General features: G+C 56.2%; 8 protein-coding genes and 1 pseudogene. 7 read left to right on the plus strand and 2 right to left on the minus strand.

Annotated elements, in window-relative coordinates; all coding sequences use genetic code 11:
* The first annotated feature begins 884 nt into the window (after window positions 1-884).
* Window positions 885-3,998 (plus strand): SusC/RagA family TonB-linked outer membrane protein, encoded by a 3,114-nt coding sequence (locus tag QZ170_RS07670; RefSeq protein ID WP_297179483.1) that lies wholly within the window; start codon window positions 885-887, stop codon window positions 3,996-3,998.
* A 14-nt stretch (window positions 3,999-4,012) separates the two neighbouring features.
* Window positions 4,013-5,473, plus strand: coding sequence for a RagB/SusD family nutrient uptake outer membrane protein (locus QZ170_RS07675; protein ID WP_297179486.1), 1,461 nt, complete (start codon window positions 4,013-4,015; stop codon window positions 5,471-5,473).
* A gap of 272 nt (window positions 5,474-5,745) precedes the next feature.
* On the opposite strand, the gene QZ170_RS07680 is transcribed toward QZ170_RS07675, so the two are convergent.
* Window positions 5,746-6,597 carry an AraC family transcriptional regulator gene (locus QZ170_RS07680; protein WP_297179489.1) on the minus strand — a complete coding sequence of 284 codons (852 nt, stop codon included), beginning with the start codon at window positions 6,595-6,597 and terminating at the stop codon, window positions 5,746-5,748.
* A 541-nt stretch (window positions 6,598-7,138) separates the two neighbouring features.
* Entirely contained in the window at window positions 7,139-10,132 is a 2,994-nt protein-coding gene (locus tag QZ170_RS07685) for a response regulator (RefSeq protein ID WP_297179492.1), read from the minus strand.
* 312 nt (window positions 10,133-10,444) lie between these two features.
* Between QZ170_RS07685 and QZ170_RS07690 the strand changes: the two genes are divergently transcribed.
* From QZ170_RS07690 to QZ170_RS07710, 5 genes and pseudogenes are all read left to right on the plus strand, one after another.
* Complete coding sequence (locus QZ170_RS07690; RefSeq protein ID WP_297179494.1) at window positions 10,445-15,622, plus strand: DUF4332 domain-containing protein; 5,178 nt, start codon at window positions 10,445-10,447, stop codon at window positions 15,620-15,622.
* A 24-nt stretch (window positions 15,623-15,646) separates the two neighbouring features.
* A complete protein-coding gene (locus QZ170_RS07695; RefSeq protein ID WP_297179496.1) occupies window positions 15,647-15,898 on the plus strand; it encodes a hypothetical protein in 252 nt (83 codons plus the stop codon).
* Window positions 15,899-17,163: 1,265 nt separating this feature from the next.
* A complete protein-coding gene (locus tag QZ170_RS07700) occupies window positions 17,164-19,503 on the plus strand; it encodes an outer membrane beta-barrel protein (protein ID WP_297179499.1) in 2,340 nt (779 codons plus the stop codon).
* A 692-nt stretch (window positions 19,504-20,195) separates the two neighbouring features.
* A complete protein-coding gene (gene rpsL / locus QZ170_RS07705; protein ID WP_005468095.1) occupies window positions 20,196-20,603 on the plus strand; it encodes a 30S ribosomal protein S12 in 408 nt (135 codons plus the stop codon).
* Between the two features lie 269 nt (window positions 20,604-20,872).
* Window positions 20,873-20,977 (plus strand): annotated as a pseudogene (locus QZ170_RS07710) (30S ribosomal protein S7); the annotation flags it as partial.

Consider the following 20,977-nt stretch of genomic DNA (forward strand, 5'->3'; position numbering starts at 1 on the left):
CATCCCCACACACCGCCCTCTCCACACACCCTCTCGCCCCCCCTTCCCAGAGCTTATTAGACCTATTAGACTTATTAGACTTATTGGACTTATTGGACTTATTAGACCTATAGCCCCTATAGTCCCTATAGCCCCTACCCCTAGCTCATAGGTCTGATAGGTCTAATAGGTCTAATAAGTCTAATACCCCCCCCTCTCCCACCTGTCGCCTAAGGAGGGGGCTGGTGCTCCCTCCGGCCCCTCTCTCATCGCCTATTGTATCTCCCCTCTCACGCTCTTACCTAGAGCGGTGAGACGCTCATACCGAGAGCCCGATCGGGCTCTCGGTATGAGCGCAGTCGTCACCTTACATAGGTGATGACTGCGATCATTATAGGAGCCCGCCAGACCACTAGATGCCCCCTCGGAGAGGCTCTCGGAATGGCTTGTACATGAGGTGTATAGGAGCCGTATGAGCCCCCCGCCCAGAGAGGGCTATCCCTTAGGCAGAGAGCCACAGGGGGAGAGATGGGTATTTTGTAAATATTTTGCAGAATAAAAACTATTATCTACCTTTGCAGTCACAAGCTGAGGAGAATATATACCCTCCTCCCTCAAGACAGACAACAGTAATCCACTAAGTAACGCAGCTACAAATAAGATGACGCAGACTACGACGATGTGCATGTGGCGAATGATGATGACTAGCATGATGATGCTAGTCCACGTCCCGCATTGCCCAAGTCGAAGCGTTACACCGTAGCCGTATATGTAGTCGTTGCATAACCGCATAGCAGTAAGCCTCCCTTTGGTCAATGTGCCAAAGGGAGGCTTACTGCTTTTTTTACCCTCTCCCCACAAAAGAATTCACGAAGTAATACAATCATTAAGCAGACAGAACGAAGATGAAAAGAAGCTTACTAACCCTCCTCTTCCTTGCCCTCCCCTTCGGAGCTGCCAAGGCGCAAGACGGACATATCACCGCCACCGGTGTGGTGGTCTCCGCCCCTGGCAATGAGCCAGTCATCGCAGCCAACGTCATTGTAACAGGTACACCCGGCATAGGTGCCGTGACGGATGCCAACGGACGCTTCAGCGTCAAGGTGCCCGCTGGCACGAAGAGCCTCACGGTCTCCAGCCTCGGCTACACATCCCAGCAGGTGCCCGTCAAGCCCGGTGAGATACGTGTCGTCCTCAACGAAGAGGATCGAGTGCTTGATCAGGTCGTGGTCGTAGCCTATGGCCGTCAGAAGAAGTCTTCGCTCACGGGGGCTGCTACCAATGTGAAGGCCTCCAGTCTTGCCGCTGCCAAGGTAGAGTCCGTCGATAAGGCGCTCTCTGGTAAGGTCGCTGGTCTTCGTGTCTCTTCGCAGACGGGGACACCTGGTGCTGCTGGTACGATCCAGATACGTGGTGTCGGGAGTATCAACGGTACGACAGAGCCCCTCTACGTCGTGGATGGTGTGCCCATCACGGTGGGGAACTATGGTATCGGAGGCCTATCGGGGAGCACGCTCTCTACGATCAACTCCGAGGATATCGAGTCGATCTCCGTGCTCAAGGATGCTGCTTCGGCTGCCCTCTACGGCTCACGTGCTGCCAACGGGGTGGTGCTGATCACGACCAAGCAGGGACGTCAGGGCAAGACCCGCTTCACGCTGAACGCCAGCACGGGCTTTTCGCATATTGCGACTAATTCCTACGAACTGATGAACGCTAACGAGCACTTCGACTACACCCGTGAAGCCTTCATCAACCGCTACCTCCTCCAGAAGGACGCACTCCTCCCCACGGGGGCTAACTACGCTCAGCGTGCCGCCCTGAGAGATAGCTATGCTGCTACCCTTACCGATAAAGTATTAGCAGAGTCCAAGGAGGTCTTCGTCAATAGCCGTACGACACGCACCGACTGGCGCAAGGAGCTCCTCGGGGGTACAGGCCGTCTCAACGACCTCTCCCTCTCGGCCTCGGGGGGTACGGAGGCTCTCCGCTACTTCGCCTCCCTCGGCTACAACGATGCTACGAGCGTTACTCCCTACGGTTCCTTCAAGCGTTATTCGGGTGCACTGAACGTGGACAACAAGGCTACCAAGTGGCTCGATCTCGCCTTCAAGGGTCAAGTCTCCTATACCCGCAACGAGGGGAGCCAAGACAATAGCGTACAGCGGGATGCCGTCTCCCTCACGCACCCTGTCCTGCTGGCCTTCGTCTCTCGTCCCAGCGAGGCTAAGTACAATGCAGATGGCTCCCTCAATACCAATGTCTCCCCGATGACCAAGGGGGATAGCCCGATCTCTCGCCTTAGCCCAGACTCCTACCTCACCGAGGTCGGGACGCTACGTGGTACGGGGAATGCGAGTGCACGGATCCGCTTCACGGACTACCTTTCCTTCAAGACCACCAATGCGATTGAGTATACCCTCCTCAAGGGCTTCCAGTATATCAGCCCCCTCTCCAGCGATGGTGCTCGACAGAATGGTACAGGACAGCGTCTCAGCAATGAGCTCGTGGTCAAGACGACCTCCAACGTCCTGAACTTCGATCGGGACTTCGCTGAGCACCATGTCGATGCCCTTGCGGGGGTAGAGGCGCAGAGCTTTGACCAGCTCCGCACAGAGATCGCCGTGAACCAGTATGCGACGACCAAGCTCAAGGAGCTGGGCAACGCACAGTTCAACGACGGGGATGCCCAGCACTTCGGCAGCTTCCTGCTCTCCTACCTAGGCCGTGTGAACTATAACTATGACGGTCGCTACTTCGCTGGTATTAGCCTACGTAACGACATCTCCTCCAAGCTCGGACGTAATAACCGCTCCGGGATCTTCTACAGCCTCTCTGCCGCTTGGCGCTTTGGCCGTGAGAGCTTCCTCAAGGGGAATGAGTTCCTGACCGATGCCAAGCTCCGTGCCTCCTACGGGACGAATGGTAACCTCCCCGACGCAGAGTACTCCTGGCGCTCGCTCTATGCCTTCGGCGGGAGCTACGGCACCGAGCCTGCGATCTCACTGAGTCAGCTGGCGAACCTCGACCTAGGGTGGGAGAAGAGCCGCAGTGTGAATATCGGGCTTGATCTGACCTTCGCTCGTCGCTTCTCGCTGAGCCTCGAGTACTTCGACAAGCATACGACTGACCTGCTGATGGCTGTCCCTGTGTCCTACAACTACGCTGTGGATACCCGTCAGGGCAATAGTGGGGAGCTATCGAACAAGGGCTTCGAGGCAGAGCTTCATGCTACCGACCTGCTGAACTCCAAGTCCCTGCGCTGGGATCTCGACTTCTCTCTGACGAAGATCCGCTCTCGTGTCGAGTCCCTGCCCAATGGGGATATCATCAATGGCCCCAAGAGCCTCTATGTCTATCGTGCTGGGCAGGATGTCTACTCCTTCTACCTGCCTACTTGGCTGGGTGTCGATCCCGCTACAGGTCTGGGGCGCTTCCTCATCGATCCTACCAAGCCCGCAGAGCCTAGCAACATCACCTACCGCTACGACGAGGCAGGGCGTGCCCCCACGAAGTCTGCCTATCCCAAGGTCTACGGGGGGCTGACGAACACCCTCTCCTACGGAGGCTTCACGCTGAGCGCACTCGTCACCTACCAGTTCGGTGGTCATCTGCTAGAGGGCTCTAGCCACTATGTCAAGGGGGATGGTCGCCGTCTCGGGGTGCTCAATCAGGTCAAGGAGCTGGTCGGCAACTATTGGACCCCTACCAATACCGGTGCCTCCAACCCCCTACCTATCTTCAACTCTCCCCTCAATAGCGGTGAATGGTCTACCCGTACGATCTACTCTACAGACTTCATCCGCCTCAAGGAGCTCAGCCTCAGCTACTCCCTTCCCAAGAAGGTCACCGACGTGCTTCGCCTCTCCTCGCTCCGTCTCTCGCTGACGGCTAATAATCTCCTCTACCTCTATGCAGCTACCAAGGACAAGGAACTCGAGGTACCCATCAATGGCTTCCGTGCCCTCGATGTCCCCTCGCTGCGTACGATCAGCTTCGGTCTCAATGTCGGATTTTAATGCTCCTCACTACAATGAAAAGAACCCCTCTATATATCGCCCTCACAGCTGCTACGCTCTTCGCCTCCTGCAGCAAGCAGCTAGATCAGTTCCCCTCGACCTCACTCCCCGATGATGAGGCGATCGAGTCCGTGGCCTCCCTACACCGTGCCGTCAATGGTGCCTATGCGCCCCTCGTACTGCGCTACGGCTACGGCGGTGATGTCGCCCTCTACCCCGATGCCAAGGGGGGGGATGTCAAGATCGTCAATCCCGGCTACCAGCAGACGACCGATGCCCACCACTTCACCACGGGACGCAACTCCTCCTTCTCGGAGGGGGCTTATCGTCAGTTTGCCTTCGTCATCGGACGTGCGAACAACGTGCTGAAGTATGCTCCAGCCGTGCTCAAGGGACTCAAGGCGGGCTCTGCCGATGAGCAGAAGGCCAAGGATGACATCGCCCAGCTCTATGCCCTGCGTGCTCTAGCGCACCTCGAGCTGGCTCGTCTCTACTGCTACATCCCCACCTCGGGGGTGAACACCACGGCGCAGTACTCGGGGGTACCCCTCAACCTCGTCAGTGACGACAGCCCCCGTACCTTCCAGCGCTCGACCCTCAAGGAGACCTATGAACAGATCTTCGCCGACTTCCTCAAGGCGCTCGAAGGCAATGCACTCTCCACCGCCAAGACCTCGGGCTCTGGGCATATCAATAGCTGGGCGGTCAAGGCGCTCCTCTCCCGTGCCTACCTCTACTATGGAGACTATCAGAAGGCCTACGACTATGCCGAGGACGTGATCGCCAATAGCCCCTATGCCCTCTACTCTCGTGATGAGTACCCCAAGGTGTGGAATACCCAAGGAGCCTCCGAGTCCCTCTTCGAGGTACAGACGACGGACAAGTCCAATGCTGGGCTCAACAGCCTAGGGAGCTACACCAACCCCAACGGCTATGCCGAGTATGCTGTCTCGGATGACTTCCTAGCGTGGCTCCGTGCCAACCGCTCCGATGATGTTCGCTTCACAGCGGCGATCACTGAGCGTCAGGACGGGGATGGGACGAACAAGGCCTACTACACGGTGAAGTACCCTGGCCTGCAGGGCTCGACAGCCCCCATAGCGGTGAATAACTATAAGGTGATCCGCCTCTCTGAGGTCTACCTCATCGCTGCCGAAGCGCTCCTCAAGGGGGCAACTTCCGCCAGTGGCAAGACCGCAGTCTCGTACTACAACGCTCTGCGCAAGAACCGTATCTCGGGCTACACCCCAGCCTCCTCGGTCACCCTGCAGGATCTGCTGGATGAGCGTCGTGTAGAGCTCTTCTGCGAGGGGCATCGTCTCTACGACCTCGTGCGCAACAAGATTAACGTCAAGAGCAGCTACATCTCCAACCCCAACAAGGAGTACGACTACCTCAATCCCGCCCTCATCACCGAGCTACCCCAGCGAGAGAAGAACCTCTCGCCCGAGCTCGTCCTCGAGGCGGCCAAGTAGTCCCCTCCGCCCCCTTCCCCACGCTCTGCTCTGCACTTGTGCACGCAGAGTCCTCCCTTACCTCCCCCAGCTCTGGGGTATAGCCTCACCCATAGGGGGCTTGTTATACCCCAGGCGGGGGAGAGACCCATCGTCGAGATGACGAGTTATTCTTAGAGTGTTAGAATGAGCGAAGCCCGAGAGCGTCAGATCCCTATCCTGCGTCTCTCGGGCTTCTTCCATCGCTTGGTGATGGGAGCCTTATCCTACCGCCTAGTGTAGGTTCCCCTTAGCTACTTGATGGGGATATAGACCTCAGTCTTTAGCTTCTCTGCTGGAGTACGGCGGCTGTCATTGAGATATTTCTCGAACATGGGTTCGTCTCGTAGCTCATATCCGCCATTCACGATCCAGCGTAGGGCCGTATCGTAGACCTCGGAGAGATGGTCATAGCTCCCTTGGTAGTGGAAGACTGCATACCGTCCCCCTGCGATCGTCTTACAGCTCACCTGCTGGGAGGGTTGTGCCTCCTTGTGTATCACGAGGCAGACGTCTGAGCGCAGGAGTGTGGGTTCGGTAACCTTTGGGTCATCGTAGAAGACACAGATAGACTCTATTCCCTTGGTGAAGAGCTTTTGCTCCTTGACGACAGCCCATAGCTGCTGGTATGCACCCTCGTAGTCAAGCGTGAGATAGGTGCCTGTCAGCGAGACATAGAGGACACTCTTAGGCTCTAGGTCTAGGATCTTAGGAGCCTTTAGGGCGAGGTCGTGATTGATGATTTCTCGTTTCATGATGTACTTGTCTTTGTCGTTGCGATACTGGGTGGGGCTAAAGCCGTACTGTAGCTTGAAGGCCTTAGAGAGGGAGGCCGGGGTCTCATATCCCACATTGAAGGCAATCTCCTCCACCGGTAGTGAGGAGTACCTCAGGAGCTGTGCTGCAGTCTCGATGCGTAGCCGTGCTATGTATGCAATGGGAGACTCCCCCCTGAGTGCCTTGAAGACACGGCAGAAGTGGAAAGTGGAGATATTGGCGATGCGTGCCAGCATAGCTACCTCGATCGGTTCGTCTAGGTGATTGTTGATGTAGTCTATTACCCTATTGATACTCTGGACGTAGCTGTTATGTGTATCAGTTCTCATATCTGTGATGCTTCAATACTGAGAGCAAAGGTATGGGCATCCGGCGAGAAAGGCTTTTCCTATCTTGCTAAGTTGGGTTCTCCAGCTCCTAATCTATTAGAATGAGCGAAGCCCGAGAGCGTCAGATCCCTATCCTGCGTCTCTCGGGCTTCATTTGTGTGGGGGCTTGGCCTCGGGGGCTTAACTCAGGGCTGAGGCATGAAATCACTATAGTGCAAGGGCAAGGTCGTGGGGGAGTATACGCCGATGATAGAAGTATCTATGTCCTAGTCTAAATATGCCAAGCGAACACCTCCTACCTAGGAGGGATGAGTGTACACGTGTGTACACAACTGTATACCCACGTGTACACATCTGTATACACGCGTGTACACAAGTGTGCTCTAAGTATCTCCTCTGTAGGGCCCGCTTGTAGGTCTATTCCTTGGGGATAACTACGTGGGATCTCCAGTGATGGGCTAAGGCTCCCTGGGATATGAAATACCCCCCCGAAGATCCAAAGGCAGGAGTGTGTGTGCGAGATCATGCGTCGGCCCCAGGGCTAGCTGGGGTCGCTACGTCGTCGGGTGAGGGAGTCCCTCTCTCTGGCATAGCGGCTGGGAGGGACGCCGCAGAGGCTCTTGAAGGTGCGTAGGAAGTTGGAGTAGTCATTGAAGCCCGACCGCTCTGCTACCTCTGCGAGACACATACTGGGCTGCTCGACGAGGAGCTGGCAGGCCTTCTTGACCTTGACGTGCTGGATATAGTTGATCGGGGTGTGTCCCGTCACCGCGGTCATCTTGCGGTAGAGCTGGCTTGGGCTCATGCAGAGGGTCTTCGCTAGGGAGGCGACCTCCACAGCTTGGTACTTCTCTAGGGCAAGGAGGATGGCCTCGGTGGCACGAGTTACGAAGGCCTGATCTATTGGGCTGAGGAGGACAGCGGAGTCTTCCCCTTCGCTGGGCTCGGTCTCCGGATAGGTCTTGGCCGAGTGCTTGGTCTCGGTGTGGTCTGTGAGGGTTGGCTCGCCGTCGTGGGCGCTTGCTCCACCTCGATCGGGGGGAGGGACCTCGTCGTCTGTCTGCGCTATCGTGCCTTTGTCCAGAGTCTTCATCCCCTCGGCCAGATGGCGCATATAGTGGTACTGCAGATGGCGCTGACGCTCTAGGAGCTTCTCGACACGTAGGCAGAGCTCCTCGCTGCTGAAGGGCTTCGTGAGGTAGGCATCCACCCCAGCCTGTAGACCACGTAGGCGATCCTCCTCTGTGACCTTCGCCGTGACCATGATGATGGGGATATGGCTGATCACCTCGTTTGTGCGGATCAGACGCGTCATCTCTAGGCCGTCTAGCTGGGGCATCATGAGGTCGGAGATGATGAGGTCGGGGACGAGATCCTTGGCTCGCTCTAGACCCTTGTGTCCGTCGGGCTCGTAGTAGACTTCGTAGCCGTGGGCCGAGAGTAGGGAGCCCATGTAGGAGGCGATGTCCCGGTGATCCTCGACGATGAGGATGCGTGTGCCCGCTAGAGCTACGGGCTCTGAGGGCTCCTTGATCTGGGAGATGAGGGGCAGGTCGCAGGGGAGGTGCTCGCCACCGATGAGGCTCTTTGTCCCCTTGTACTCCTGGATGGGAAGGGCGATGTGGATCTTGGTGCCTTCGCCGAGCGTGCTCGTGACGCTTACCTCGCCCTCTAGTGTGTCCACGATCTGCTTGACCAGAGCAAGTCCGATACCCGACCCGCCAGAGGCACTCTCGCCCTGTGCCTGATAGAAGGGGGCGAAGATGTGGGGGAGTGCCTCGGGGGAGATCCCCGAGCCCGTGTCGGAGACCTCTAGGTGGAGTATCCCCTCGGCCTGCTCGAGGGTTACCTGTATGGTGCCGTAGGCTGGGGTGAACTTAAAGGCATTAGAGAGGAGGTTGATGACGATCTTGTTGATATAGCTGGGGACAAAGTCGATGACGATGGGGTCGTCCCCCTTGTAGAGGAGATAGATATGTCGGCTCTCAGCGTAGTCTCGGTAGCTCTCCAGCAGGGCTCCGACGTAGGCTCTGATGTCGCCATGGCGCATGTCGGGGATACCGATGGCAGAGCGTATCTTGGAGATGTCTAGGAGCTGATTGATGAGGGTCAGTAGGCTATTACCCTGTCGCTGGATGGTGTCTGCCTGCTCGTGTACCTTGTGGCTATTGTTGGGGTCTCGGCGCAGGTCTTGGCTTAGTCCGAGGATGACGGTCAGTGGGGTGCGGAATTCGTGAGTGATGTTGGTGAAGAAGTGCTCACGCATCTGGCTCATCTGCTTCAGTGCCTGGTGGCTGCGTGTGCGCACCCGCTGGATGTAGAGTAGAGTCCCGATCAGGAGGATGAGGAGCACGAGGATGAGGATGAAGATCGCATAGCTCACGTGGCGGGTCGCCTGCTCGTGCTCCAGACGTAGACGTACCTCGTTCATCTGGCGAGTCTGGCGGGAGCGTTCGATGCTGATCCCTGTGTTCTGTATGCGATTGACCTGCTCGATCCCGACGAGGCTATCCCGGAGGCTGGTAGCTAGCTCTTGGTAGTAGAGGGCGCTGATGTAGTCATCCTGCTTCTTGTAGTACTTGTAGTAGAGGGCGTAGACCTCGGCCAGATGCTCTCGGGACTTGATGCGCCGTGCGACCGAGGTCGATCGCTCCAGTAGGGGTAGTAGCTGCTCCTCCTGCCCGAGGCGCAGATAGATACCCGATAGGGCTAGGAGAGAGGTGAGAGCATGCCAGTCATCCTTGGAGGAGCTCATTAGCTCGTAGGCCTGCTGGTACTCGGCGATGGCATGCTCGTAGTCCTCTGCCTTCTCATAGAGCGACCCGAAGTAGGTATGGCATAGGGAGATGCCGAGGGTGTTCTGATCCTGCTCATTGAACTGCATGGAGAGGCGGTAGTAGCGCCATGCAGAGTCGAGCATCCCTCGGTGCTCGAAGATCGCTCCGAGGTTGGCATAGTTGATCGCCTGCCCGACGGCACTCCCTAGGGCGATCTCGCCCGCGAGGGCCATCCGTAGGGCGCTGTCGGCTCTCTGGTAGTTGCCTAGGGTCATGTAGATGTTCCCGAGTCCGTTGAGGGAGACGACTTGGTTCTTCTTTGCTTGGGCTGTGGTGTCGGAGTGCTCCTGGCTGATGAGCCAGGCCTGATAGTGGTACTGCTGGGCTACGTCGAGGGCGCCTATGCGGCGGTAGTCCGTCCCGACGTCGTTGAGCGCACGCACCCACTCGAGGGTGTCTTGTAGGTCTTGGGCTGCTTCGGAGGCTTTGCTGTGTACGAGGAGGGCTTCGTCAAATCGGCTCTCGTTACGAAGCCTCTTCCCCTGCTCTCGGAGTGCGATGATGCTGGCTAGGCGATGGCCCTCCTTATCGAAGCGTCTCTGCAGACGCTCTAGCTCCTCCAGACTCTTGGCTTGGCGCACGATACTATCTGCCTCACGCCGCTCCTCGGGAGTGAAGGTACTCTTCCTTGCTTGGCACGATGGTAGGAGCTCGAGGAGCGTGGAGGTGCTTAGCAGGATAAATAGTATGTGTAGCAACCCTTTCACGATGAAAAGTTTTCAGCAAATATCTAAAATCTTTTGAGCCCAACAAAATATACCCTCTATAGGGCCTAGGATAGGGGTGTCACCTAATAGGCTGCTAACCAATAGTGTATCCATGGAGAGCGAGCGGAGGATGCACGATTATGCCTGAAACTTGCACGATTACGCCTACGCCGGCTCTGCTATATTTTGACATCCTAGAGGGTGCTTGCACGATTATGCCCAAAACTTGCACGATACTGCCTAACACCCACCGAGGAAGTCCCTCTAACTTTGCCGCAAAAACATAACGCAGCTACCTATATTATGGCAACAAAAGATCTCACAGACCTAATCCCGATCAAGGGGATCAGCTACGCGAAGAAGAAAGCCCTCGCATCACAATGCAAGGTCTACGATATCGCAGGTCTACTAGCAAGTGGGGCGACACCGGAGCAACGTAAGCAGATGGCCGAGCGCCTCGAGACAGATGTAAAGTACGTGACCAACTGGGTCATGCAGGCTGACCTCTGGCGTCTGCCGAATATGTCCACGGATCTAGCCTATATCCTCACGCTGGCGGGTGTCCGCAGTGCCCTGGATCTGATGTATGTGGATCTGAATAAGCTGACGCCTGTCCTACTACCACTCTATGCCGCACACCCCGAGCTCGCCAGAGAGGGCTTCGCCAACCTCCGGGAGATCATAGAGGCTTCGCAGAGTATGTTCGCTCCGGTCAGCTTCTGGGAGGTGATCGAGGCAGCCCGCCAGATCTCCGAGGCGGGGCCTATTGGCCCGAATGCTGACCCCGAGGTGCTTCGCAAGGCTAGGGAGATCGCACGTGATCGGGTGGATATAGACCCTGTACCGCTACGATATCGGTATAGGGTCTCCTTCGGCCCGGATGATCCCCCCGAGCCGACCCATCTATATGAGGAGGGACTGAGAGGGCGTCCCCTCCCCGACATCAAGACCGACACACAGATTATCTCCGAGGGGCTCACCGCCCTACAGGACATCGCTGTAGCTCTCCCCCTACCTCGTACCCTCAGTGGGCAGGTGCGTATCCGCTACTCGGGTGAGTCCGACAGCAAGGCTCGCCCCAAGTCTGATGTGCTCATCCAGATAGATGGCATCACAAACCCCTCGGAGCAGAAGCTAGAGGACGACAAGAAGCTCTCCTGCTTCAGTGACGGGGATGGCCGATTCCTCATCGTCCTACCCGATAAGTACAACGTGCAGGAGAAGGTCACCTTCACCATCACACAGGGGATGAAGAAGCAGACCTTCGTACGTATGTCCTCCGAGCTCCTAGAGCGTATCCGCATACCTGGGAGGAAGTCCTCCAGTGGAAAGGTGCTATACACGAATGAACTGATCTCTAAGTTCTACGACTTAGATACCATCAATAAGGAGATGATTCGCCTGGAGCAGATCCTCGAGACCTATCAGCTCCTCAAGGAACGCAAGGTCATCAACGACGAGGGCAAGGTCATCAAGGGGAGCAGCCCCTCGGTCTATGAGGAGCAGTTCATCACACGCTTCTGTCAGAGTGCCGAGCAGATGGAGACCACTCGAAGGGAGCACAAGGCTCAGAAGGTCAAGCGTGACACCCTCATAAAGGAAATCTACGACATCGATCCTACCACCGATGATATCGGCAAGACCCTGACCAACCTCCTCTCTCGTACCGACCTAGATGCCGAGGTCGGGGATCTGATCCTCACCCATGAACTCTTCAACGGGGGCTGGGATGATGATAAGCCCCGTGTGCTACCCAGTGTCAAGCTCATGGGAGAGGGGGATGATGCCATACGCCTGCCGACAGATACCGCTCCCTCACGTACCTATAGATATACGATGCTCCAGCGTCTGGTAGAGCCCGCTATCTATCCAGCAGCTACGAGGAATGCTAGCCGTGCCAAGCTGATGTCCCCCGTAGACGTCATGGGCTACAAGAAGAAGATGGCCGAGAGCCCCGATAGCATCCCGCAGGCTGCTACGCTCGGGATCGGCTATGTGCTCAATATGCATCAGGCTTGGGTACCCGATGGCTTCGCTCTCGGCACGCTCCTCTACTCTACCATCCTAGCTCCGGGTGAGGAGCAGCGTCTGGTGGTGCGTGAGCAGAGCCAGTCCTATTCCGTCGCCGATCGAGCCGAGGGACAGGATCGGGTGTGGGATCGCTACCTGGGTTCACAGGTGGACTCTGCCTCTGCTGCCTACGACTATGCGATGGGGCAGGAGATGGAGGGAGAGAGCTCCTCTCAGTTTAGCACGACCTCCAAGAGCTTTGGCTTCGGACTCGCTGGAGCCTATCAGGGTATCTCGGGTTCACTAAGCTTCGGCTACTCCAATTCACGTGGGCGAGCCTCATCTTCCTCTCGGCAGAGTAACTCCAGTAGCGAAGCGTCGCAGGCCGCACAGAGCTTCCAGCATAGGATACGCTCCGCTGCTGAGCGAGTGGCCGAGGCTCGGCGGGTGAGCATACGAGCAGCCTCCAGCAACGAGTCCTCCTCGGTCTCCACTCGTATCATCGCTAACCACAACCATTCCCATGCGATGACCATCCAGTACTGGGAGGTAATGCGTCGCTATCGCCTAGAGACCTGTATTGATGGAGTAGACCTCGTGCTCTTCGTGCCGATGAAGCTCATCCGCTTCCTACCTGCAGGGCAGAGCTTGTACCTGGATACGACCTCCTCACCCTTCCGTAAGGCTGTCTTTGATACCCGCTATGATACCCTCGTCCGCTACTATGATAGCCTCTACCACCAGCTCCCCTATCGCTATCGTACGGGGCTTGACCTCATCCAGCGCTACGCCTCTTACCCGGAATGGGTGATGGAGAAGAGAGGGAACTCATGTGCAGGCAAGAGCATCGTGATGACCCTCACGGGGAAGTTCCTCGAGGTAGACTCCATCGTCGCACGCCTGCGCTTCTCTGGCGGTAAGGGGTCGGTGCAGGGGCAGGTCATCTTCTCTTCGGTCAATCAGCATGCACTCGCTGAAGCCATAGAGGAGCATACGATCCGCTCCAAGAAGGATCTCCTGGTGCGCCTCAAGGAGCTACGTGCCTCCTGTCCTGATAGCCAGATCACACTCTCCTTCACCCTCCCTAAGGGCGTTACAGAGCAAGATTTCTCTGAGATCTCGATCAGGAATGAGGTTTCTCCCCTCAAGTACAAGCTCTATGCTGGCTATTCCATCATCTGGAAGGACGGAGTGGATACCCTTGCTTATGGCGATGATAGCTGGACGGGCTATCAGATAACGGCTGTCAATAACTATCTGAAGTGCCACATGAACCTCTATAAGGATGAGAATAAGATAGCTAAAGACTACCGGGATATCGCACACTATAGTAGTGGTCTGCCCGAGAACTTCTATGTCAATCAGATACAGGGTGGAGCGACGCTTGATGCCTCTAGTATTAGGAGTCTTACCCCACTCTATCTCACGAGTTGCGAGGTCAGGGGTATGGATGGGCAGGTGATCGAGGGTGCTGTCCTGCCCAGCTACACCCTACAGCACGGCTCCGTATATATCGACCTCTCTCCCTCTACGCCGATCCTCCGCTATAGCGAGCTGCAGAGTATGGAGACGACGCTACAGCATATCGCCTCCGAGACCCTCCGTTACTCGCAGGGGGTATGGTCGAGACTGAGCGACGGGGAGCTAGCTATCATGCTGGAGTCCTATACGGTGGACATGAACTTCAAGAACATCTTCGGCAACGATGCCTACAATGAGCTCAAGGGGAATATTGACATCCCTCTGCTGAACTGCATCAACGTCCACAAGATGCTCGGCTTCTATGGCAACTGTATGATCTTCCCCTTCACCTATCCTCAGTCGCTGGCAGAGAAGCTAGGTAAGACCGCTGCGGAGATTCAGGATGCCCTCTACCGCTACCACGCCTCCTCCTTCCGAGTGCCGGTCACCACGATCTCCCTCCCCACAGAGGGTATGGTCGGCGAGGCTGTCCTCGGCGAGACCAACGTCAGCGAAGAGATCGATCTCACTCGTTTCTGGAACTGGAAGGACTCCGAGCACGACAAGATGGAGCTCAGTGCCAGCGCTCTCAGCTCTACCGACTACCTACAGGATAAGGCTCCCGGTGGCTTTGCCTCCCTAGGGGTCACCGGTCCTTCGGCGCCTACTGCAGTCACGACGCCTGACCTCATCACACCGATGACGCAGAAGCAGACACCGACCTTCACCGACATCACGGGTACAGCCAGTACATCAGCCCTGATGAGTGCGACAGGCGTTGCCAATATACAGGCGCAGTCCAATGCTCTTACGCAGAACTCCTCCGTCATCAATAAGGCTCTCGACTACTGCATCGCCAAGGTAAAGGGCGAGGCTAAGGACTCCAATCCTACGCCTCCCGAGACCTCCAAGTCTGAGGGAGGACAGCAGTCCTCTGGCTCTGCTGGTGGGGGAACTTCTACGGCGAAGCCAACTCTACCCCCAAAGCCCTCGGAGGGCAAGGTCGAGAGCCAGCCTACGCCTCCCCCCAGCAAGGGAGACGCTTCTAAGGATACGACTAGACCGAGCAAGGATCATGCACCCTCTGGGGATAAGCCTAGTGGAGGTGCAGGCCAGGGGCATAAGCCCGAGGATAAGCCTCAGCCCAATAAACCCAGCGAGGGCAGGGTCGAGCCGAATAAGCCTACTCCCGACAGTCCCAGCGAGGATCGTCCAGCCCCCGATACCCCCCGTGAGGATCATCCATCACCCGATAGGCCTCGGGAGGATAGCCCCAAGCCCGAAGAGCCCAAGCCCGAGGCTCCCAATCCCCTTGACCTCAGGGTGCTGTATCCCTACTATGCACAGGATGTAGACCTCTCAGAGCTGGGCTTCGTGCCGACCTCTCGCCGACAGGAGGTAGGTCTCAAGGCTGCCTTCTTCTTCGCCATCGCCGCCGAACGAGAGGAACTCAAGGACTACCAGGAGTACAAGCGACTGCATGAGGCTTATCCCGGGAAGGAGAACATCGCTATCTCGCTAGGGCTCTACCTCGCTTACCACGATGTCTCTCATCAGGAGCTGGATGACATCTACCTCTCGATGGTGCAGCGTAGAGTGATGGCGATCGAGACAGATCCCCAGCTCAGGGGCAAGGCTAATCCCACCCCTGTCCTCAGCTACCTAGCCGACGATGGGGCTTTAGAGACCATCAGGTACCGCTTCCCCACATTCATCGAGGAGATCGATATCTCCGAGCTTGGCTTCGGCGAAGCTACGGAAAAGGAGATGCTAGAGCTCAAGACAGGCTTCTTCCACGCCATAGCGGAGCAGTATAAGACGGTCAAGGGATTCCGTGAATACAAGCGCCTCGTGAAGGCGCACACTCCATACATCCTATGCGCTTCGTATGGGATCTACCTCGCCCAGAGTGGTCTCTCTGACACGGAGGTCAGAGAGGTGCACCTACCCCATATCTTGGAGCAAGTTCTCTGGCTCAATGAAGAGCGTAAGAGGAAGTCCGCTAAGTAATCACACACTAAAGAATATATAACTATGGCTACAGCATGGGATCAACTAGTGGAGAAGCTCCTCACACAGGAGTCCTCCGAGGAGATGCTTGAGCTCAGGAAGATGCTACTGCGTCGGCTGGCGACAGAGACGGAGTTCGTCCCGCCCCGGGTGCCTGCTCCCCTCAATATCACCGAGATAGGTGGCTATATCAATCTGCTACGCAAGGATGAGCACATGCTCTCCCTCCTGCTAGCATCCATATTAGGTTTACCCCGCACGTCGAGAGAGCAGTAGATGAGAGGATAAGAAGATGGTCTTGGCTAGTCATACCGCTCCCTACCGAAAGGTGAATACAGCGTGGGTACTATCGGAAGCCCTAACGATGATAGGTAGGTTCGACTCCTGCCGCTGTAGTATTGGTTTTTAGGGAACTGGGGAGGGACGTAGCCGCGTCTAGGTATGGGTAGCTGCTGGTTTGAATCCAGCACCAAGGCGATGTCCAGAGAATGTGGTCTCGACTTGAGGGTGGTGTGACCCGAGAGAAGTGATCAGTGTGACAGGCCAACAGCGACTTCGGACGGCTCACGATCGGTGCTTTGGGGGATTCGACTTCCCCCCGTGAGAAAAGACTCTTGAGCAGAACTGGGTGTCTCTGGCGAAGAGCATCAAGACGAAGAGAGAGTTAAGGTTATTCGTACTAAGCGCTAAGGGCAAGGATCATGCAACTTGGAAGCTTCGGTGGACAAGGGAACAGGGCTGGATGTGCCGAGATGTACTGCAGAGAAGCCTGAGTGCTTGGTGGCTCGGATCGGTCGACCTTCGGGTGGACCCCAGGGGGCACAAGCACGACTTGGAGAAAGGACTGGTAGTTTAAGGGAATACCGGCCTGAGAGAAGACGGGGAGAAGAAAGGACTTCCGAAACGAGGAGCAAACGCCGAGACCGAGGGTCGAGCCTACACAGGACTGCGACGCCGAGGGTCAAGGTAGCTCTGAGGAAGGAGTGCCCGAGTATTCGATCCGAGACCTCTCAGACGGAGGGATAAGGGTTCGATTCCCTGACAGCTGGACTCCATCTAAGGGCGAAAGGGGGTAAACCAGGGGGCGGTCTTCGGACCGCCCCCTTCCTTTTTCCCTACCCGCTAGGAGGGTGGCGATGCGGTGAACTCTATGAGGGCTGTACACACCCCTTCCTTGGCGGATGAGAGGTCGCTGAGTCTATGGGCAAGAGGATACTTGCCTTCTCGGACTCTGCCTCTTCTTGTCCTTAATGCCTTAGCGGGGGGCAAACGCACGGAATAGGATACCCCTCATATCCCCCCCTCACGAGTCTTGTGTGTCTCATTATGTGTACCTTTGGGTATCTGACGGATAGGGGCTGATACCTATCCCGCCTGAGGACTTGTATGGGTGAGTGATCCGGTCTGTGGCGGATGTCTCCCCCTACCTGCTGAAGTGAAATAAACACCTCCCCCTGCCCTGTGGTGGAACAAACATACCCCTCGCCCTGATGTAGCTGAGCGATATAGACCCTAGATAACCACCAAATACCCAGCAAACGATGAGACACATACCCCTCTGTAGGTGGCTACACTTCCTAGCCTTCGTCCTACTCACTATCCTTCCCCTCGGAGCTCAGAGCTACCGAGGTCGTGTCCTAGAGGCGCATACACAGCTCCCGGTAGTCGGGGCTAAGGTGCTCCTCTTCGCTCGGGATACGACCTTCCTCTCTGGGACGACCACAGATAGCCTAGGCTACTTCGGCCTAGACTACCAGCAGGGCACCCAGCCAGCATACTTACTCTCGGTGCGAGCTGTCGGATATGAGACCCTGTGGAGCGATCTGCACGCTCCCCACGAGTATAGCCTCTACCTAACCCCCGTCTCTAGGCAACTAGATAGCGTCGTGGTCCAAGCGCCCCGAGCTGCTATCCAGAGACGAAGTGACCGCCTCATCATAAGCGTCAAGGATGCCCCCGATCTAGCTCGTAGCAGTAGCGTCTATACCCTGATGGATAGACTCCCGATGATCTACGTGCAGGGGAGCGACCTCCACTACCTAGGGCACGTCGGTAGGACGGAGGTGTACATCGATGGACGTATCGTGCAAGACCTCTCAGAGCTACGGAGCTATCGACCAGAGGAGGTCAAGAAGATCGAGATCGTCGATGCTCCGTCCTCCAGGTACGGGGCAGATGTGCAGTCCGTAGTACTCATCTATACCCATCGTCAGCAGGACGAGGTGGCGCTGGATGCAACCCAGTATGTGCAGCTGCAGAGGCGACTCAGCTCCTACACGGATGCCTCTCTGGCCTATGCTCAGGGCTCCCTATACTGTCGGCTGAACCTCAACTATAGTCGTACGGCCCTCAGTACAAACTCCGAGGACCTCATCGAGGCGCACTATCGGGGACAGCTCCATCAGGTGAGCAACCGAGTCCCCGTCCAGTACACGGGGGACTATGTGAAGGGAAGCCTCACCCTGGCCAAGAAGCTAGGGGAGAATACCCATGTGGGGGTGAACCTCCGCATGACGTGGGGCAACCTACGGAACGAGATGCCCCAGGCTGTCCTACATTATCTAAGAGGCGGCGTACGCTCCTTTGCCGATACGACGCATAGTATGATGGTCAATAAGCCCCTGAAGACCTTCGTGAATGCCTATGTCAATCATAAGTGGGGTGCGACGGAGATGAATATTACCAACGACTTCCTCGTGGGGAATACCTCCAATGCCTTTGACTATCGAGAGCATGGCTCTACGAAGGAGGCAAAGTCCCGGGGGCACCAATCATTCATCACGAATACGCTACTTCTCAGTCTCTCGTCTCAGCTCGGGGACTTTAGCCTCGGCTATGGTGGAGAGTATGCCTTCACGCAGAATGAAGATCGGAACGAAGAGTGGTACACCGGACAGCAGGGGCAGGGGAGTCGTCACGTATCCTCGCTCAAGCGACAGCACCTCCTGGCTGGGTATGCTGACCTGAGTCGGGTCCTTGGGGCGTGGACGCTGCGTGCAGGGCTACGCTATGAGTATACCTCTCCCATCTATAGGATGGGTGGGCGACGGATCCGTGACATCAGAGACCAGCATACCCTCGTGCCCTCGCTACTCGTCGCTTGGCAGGCTCCGCACCTGCCTAGTCTGTCCCTACACTATAGACGTCTGGTACAGCGCCCCTCCTATGGCTCCCTCAAGGACTTCCGACTCTATGAGAATCGCTACGTCTATCAGCAGGGCAATTCGAGGCTAGGTAATGAATTGTCCGATGCAGTCACCCTCAGTAGCTCCTACCGAGGGCTACAGCTCAGCCTCTCCTATACCCATATCCAGAATAGTGCTATGGGGATCTATTACCTCACGGAGAATATCTATGGGGGAGCGAATGAGTTCGCCGTCCTAAAGCGACTCGAAGACCTTCGTCGCAGTACACAGCTCTCGGCAAGTCTCTACTGGAGAGGGGAATATAAGGCTCAGACGCTATCCCTGCAGGGGAATATCCAGAGGCGAACCTATCTGTATGACGGAGAGCGTCTAGCCTCTCAGCCCTACTGGCAGGTGGAGGGCTCGGACTATATTACCCTCAGCGAGGCTCTAGGGATAAGCCTTTCGCTGGGCTATTCCTCTCGGACGAAGACGCCCTTCCGGTGGAGCTCCCCTCAGTGGAGCTATAGCGTCGGAGCCGACTACCAGATCGGGAACTTCTCGCTAGACCTCACGGTCTCGAATCTATTCCTTACCCCGCTCCTTCGGTCAGGGCGTTCATTCCATGGTATTAATGCTTGGAGTGTAGAGTCGCAGGACCGATCGGGTGTTAGCCTAACGGTCTCCTACCAGCTTCGTGACCTACGTCCCTCCTACCAGAACCGCCACTCTGGCTCCGAGGCTCAGCGACTATAGCACCTCGCCCCCTTCCCTTCCGCTCCATATTCATCATATTTCTCCATCTGCTATACCGATAATATATATGCTCCGATACCTATAGTATATATACTCATCGGCACATACTCTTCAGATCAGACGGCTAGGGGCATTCGTTCCCTAGCTGTCTTCTTTTTCGTCCTGCGGTTGCCCTTTTGGGGTGGGATGTGCCGATGATGAGGGCTGACGGCAGAGGGTGAAGAGTGGTGGGGGAGGGTAGGGTGGTCAAGGAGCTCGGGGGGACGATAGGAGCATCGGTGTCCTAGGGGTCGTTTGACCCTATTTATACCTTTTACTTAGGAGGGAGATGTGTACACGCGTGTATACCATTGTGTACACGTGGGTATACAATAGTGTACACGCGTGTACACAACTTCGCTCTAAGTATGTTCTCTGTAGGGTGCTCATTTGCGCCTTCCTAGGGATGAACGTTTGGGCTACTCCATAGATAAGGGTGGTATGAATGGGGCTTCCCTTGAAGAGGGGGAATATTCTGCGGCGGGAAAGGGTAGGGGATCCCCAGAGGGAGGATATATCTGTCGTAACGATGAGGGTATCGTATTGTATATTCGCAGATTATGTGTATCTTTGTGCACTCGATGGAGTAGGCTTAGGTCTGCTCTGTCCGAAGAATTGAGTAGATAAGTTATTCAAACATAAGTAGAAACGAAATGCCAACTATTCAACAATTGGTAAGAAAGGGACGTGAGACACTCGTCGAAAAGGGTAAGAGCCCAGCTCTGGACTCCTGTCCTCAGCGTCGTGGCGTCTGCGTACGTGTGTACACCACCACCCCTAAGAAGCCAAACTCTGCAATGCGTAAGGTCGCTCGTGTCCGCCTAACCAATGGGAAGGAAATCAACGCCTACATCCCAGGTGAAGGTCACAACCTCCAGGAGCATAGCATCGTGCTGGTACGTGGTGGTCGTGTGAAGGACCTCCCAGGGGTGCGCTATCACATCGTACGTGGTTCGCTCGATACGGCTGGTGTCAATGGTCGCCTGCAGCGTCGCTCCAAGTACGGTGCTAAGCGTCCTAAGCCAGGTCAGGCAGCTGCTCCAGCAAAGGGTAAGAAGTAGTCTTCTCCCCCGGCGCGTGGGGTGACCGCTCGGTCATGCGCCTCCCCCCTTCGCCTCCAGCATCACTCTCGCACCCGCTCCGTCGGATAGCGTAGGCTGGAGAGCCAAACAAAGAGCCTCTCGTGCTAGAGGCCATGCTAAGAAGTCAATAGAACCAAGTTTCTTGAGTTCGTTGGATAGGCTAGCAAGGTTGAGTAAATGCTCCAGCGGGAGCGTTGAAGTAAGATCACAGCACAACCAATCGACAGAAACGAAATTAAGATTAAGCAATGAGAAAAGCTAAACCCAAAAAGAGACAGGTACTACCTGATCCCGTATTTGGTGACGTAAAGGTGACGAAGTTCGTTAATCACCTGATGTACGACGGTAAGAAG

Source organism: uncultured Porphyromonas sp., assembly GCF_905372525.1.
In the GTDB taxonomy this organism is placed as follows: domain Bacteria; phylum Bacteroidota; class Bacteroidia; order Bacteroidales; family Porphyromonadaceae; genus Porphyromonas.

Bases quoted from the DNA above. Each gene is read 5' to 3' on its own strand.
- QZ170_RS07670 (WP_297179483.1), top strand. From the start codon at position 885: ATGAAAAGAAGCTTACTAACCCTCCTCTTCCTTGCCCTCCCCTTCGGA.
- QZ170_RS07675 (WP_297179486.1), top strand. From the start codon at position 4,013: ATGAAAAGAACCCCTCTATATATCGCCCTCACAGCTGCTACGCTCTTC.
- QZ170_RS07680 (WP_297179489.1), bottom strand. From the start codon at position 6,597: ATGAGAACTGATACACATAACAGCTACGTCCAGAGTATCAATAGGGTA.
- QZ170_RS07690 (WP_297179494.1), top strand. From the start codon at position 10,445: ATGGCAACAAAAGATCTCACAGACCTAATCCCGATCAAGGGGATCAGC.
- QZ170_RS07695 (WP_297179496.1), top strand. From the start codon at position 15,647: ATGGCTACAGCATGGGATCAACTAGTGGAGAAGCTCCTCACACAGGAG.
- QZ170_RS07700 (WP_297179499.1), top strand. From the start codon at position 17,164: ATGAGACACATACCCCTCTGTAGGTGGCTACACTTCCTAGCCTTCGTC.
- rpsL (WP_005468095.1), top strand. From the start codon at position 20,196: ATGCCAACTATTCAACAATTGGTAAGAAAGGGACGTGAGACACTCGTC.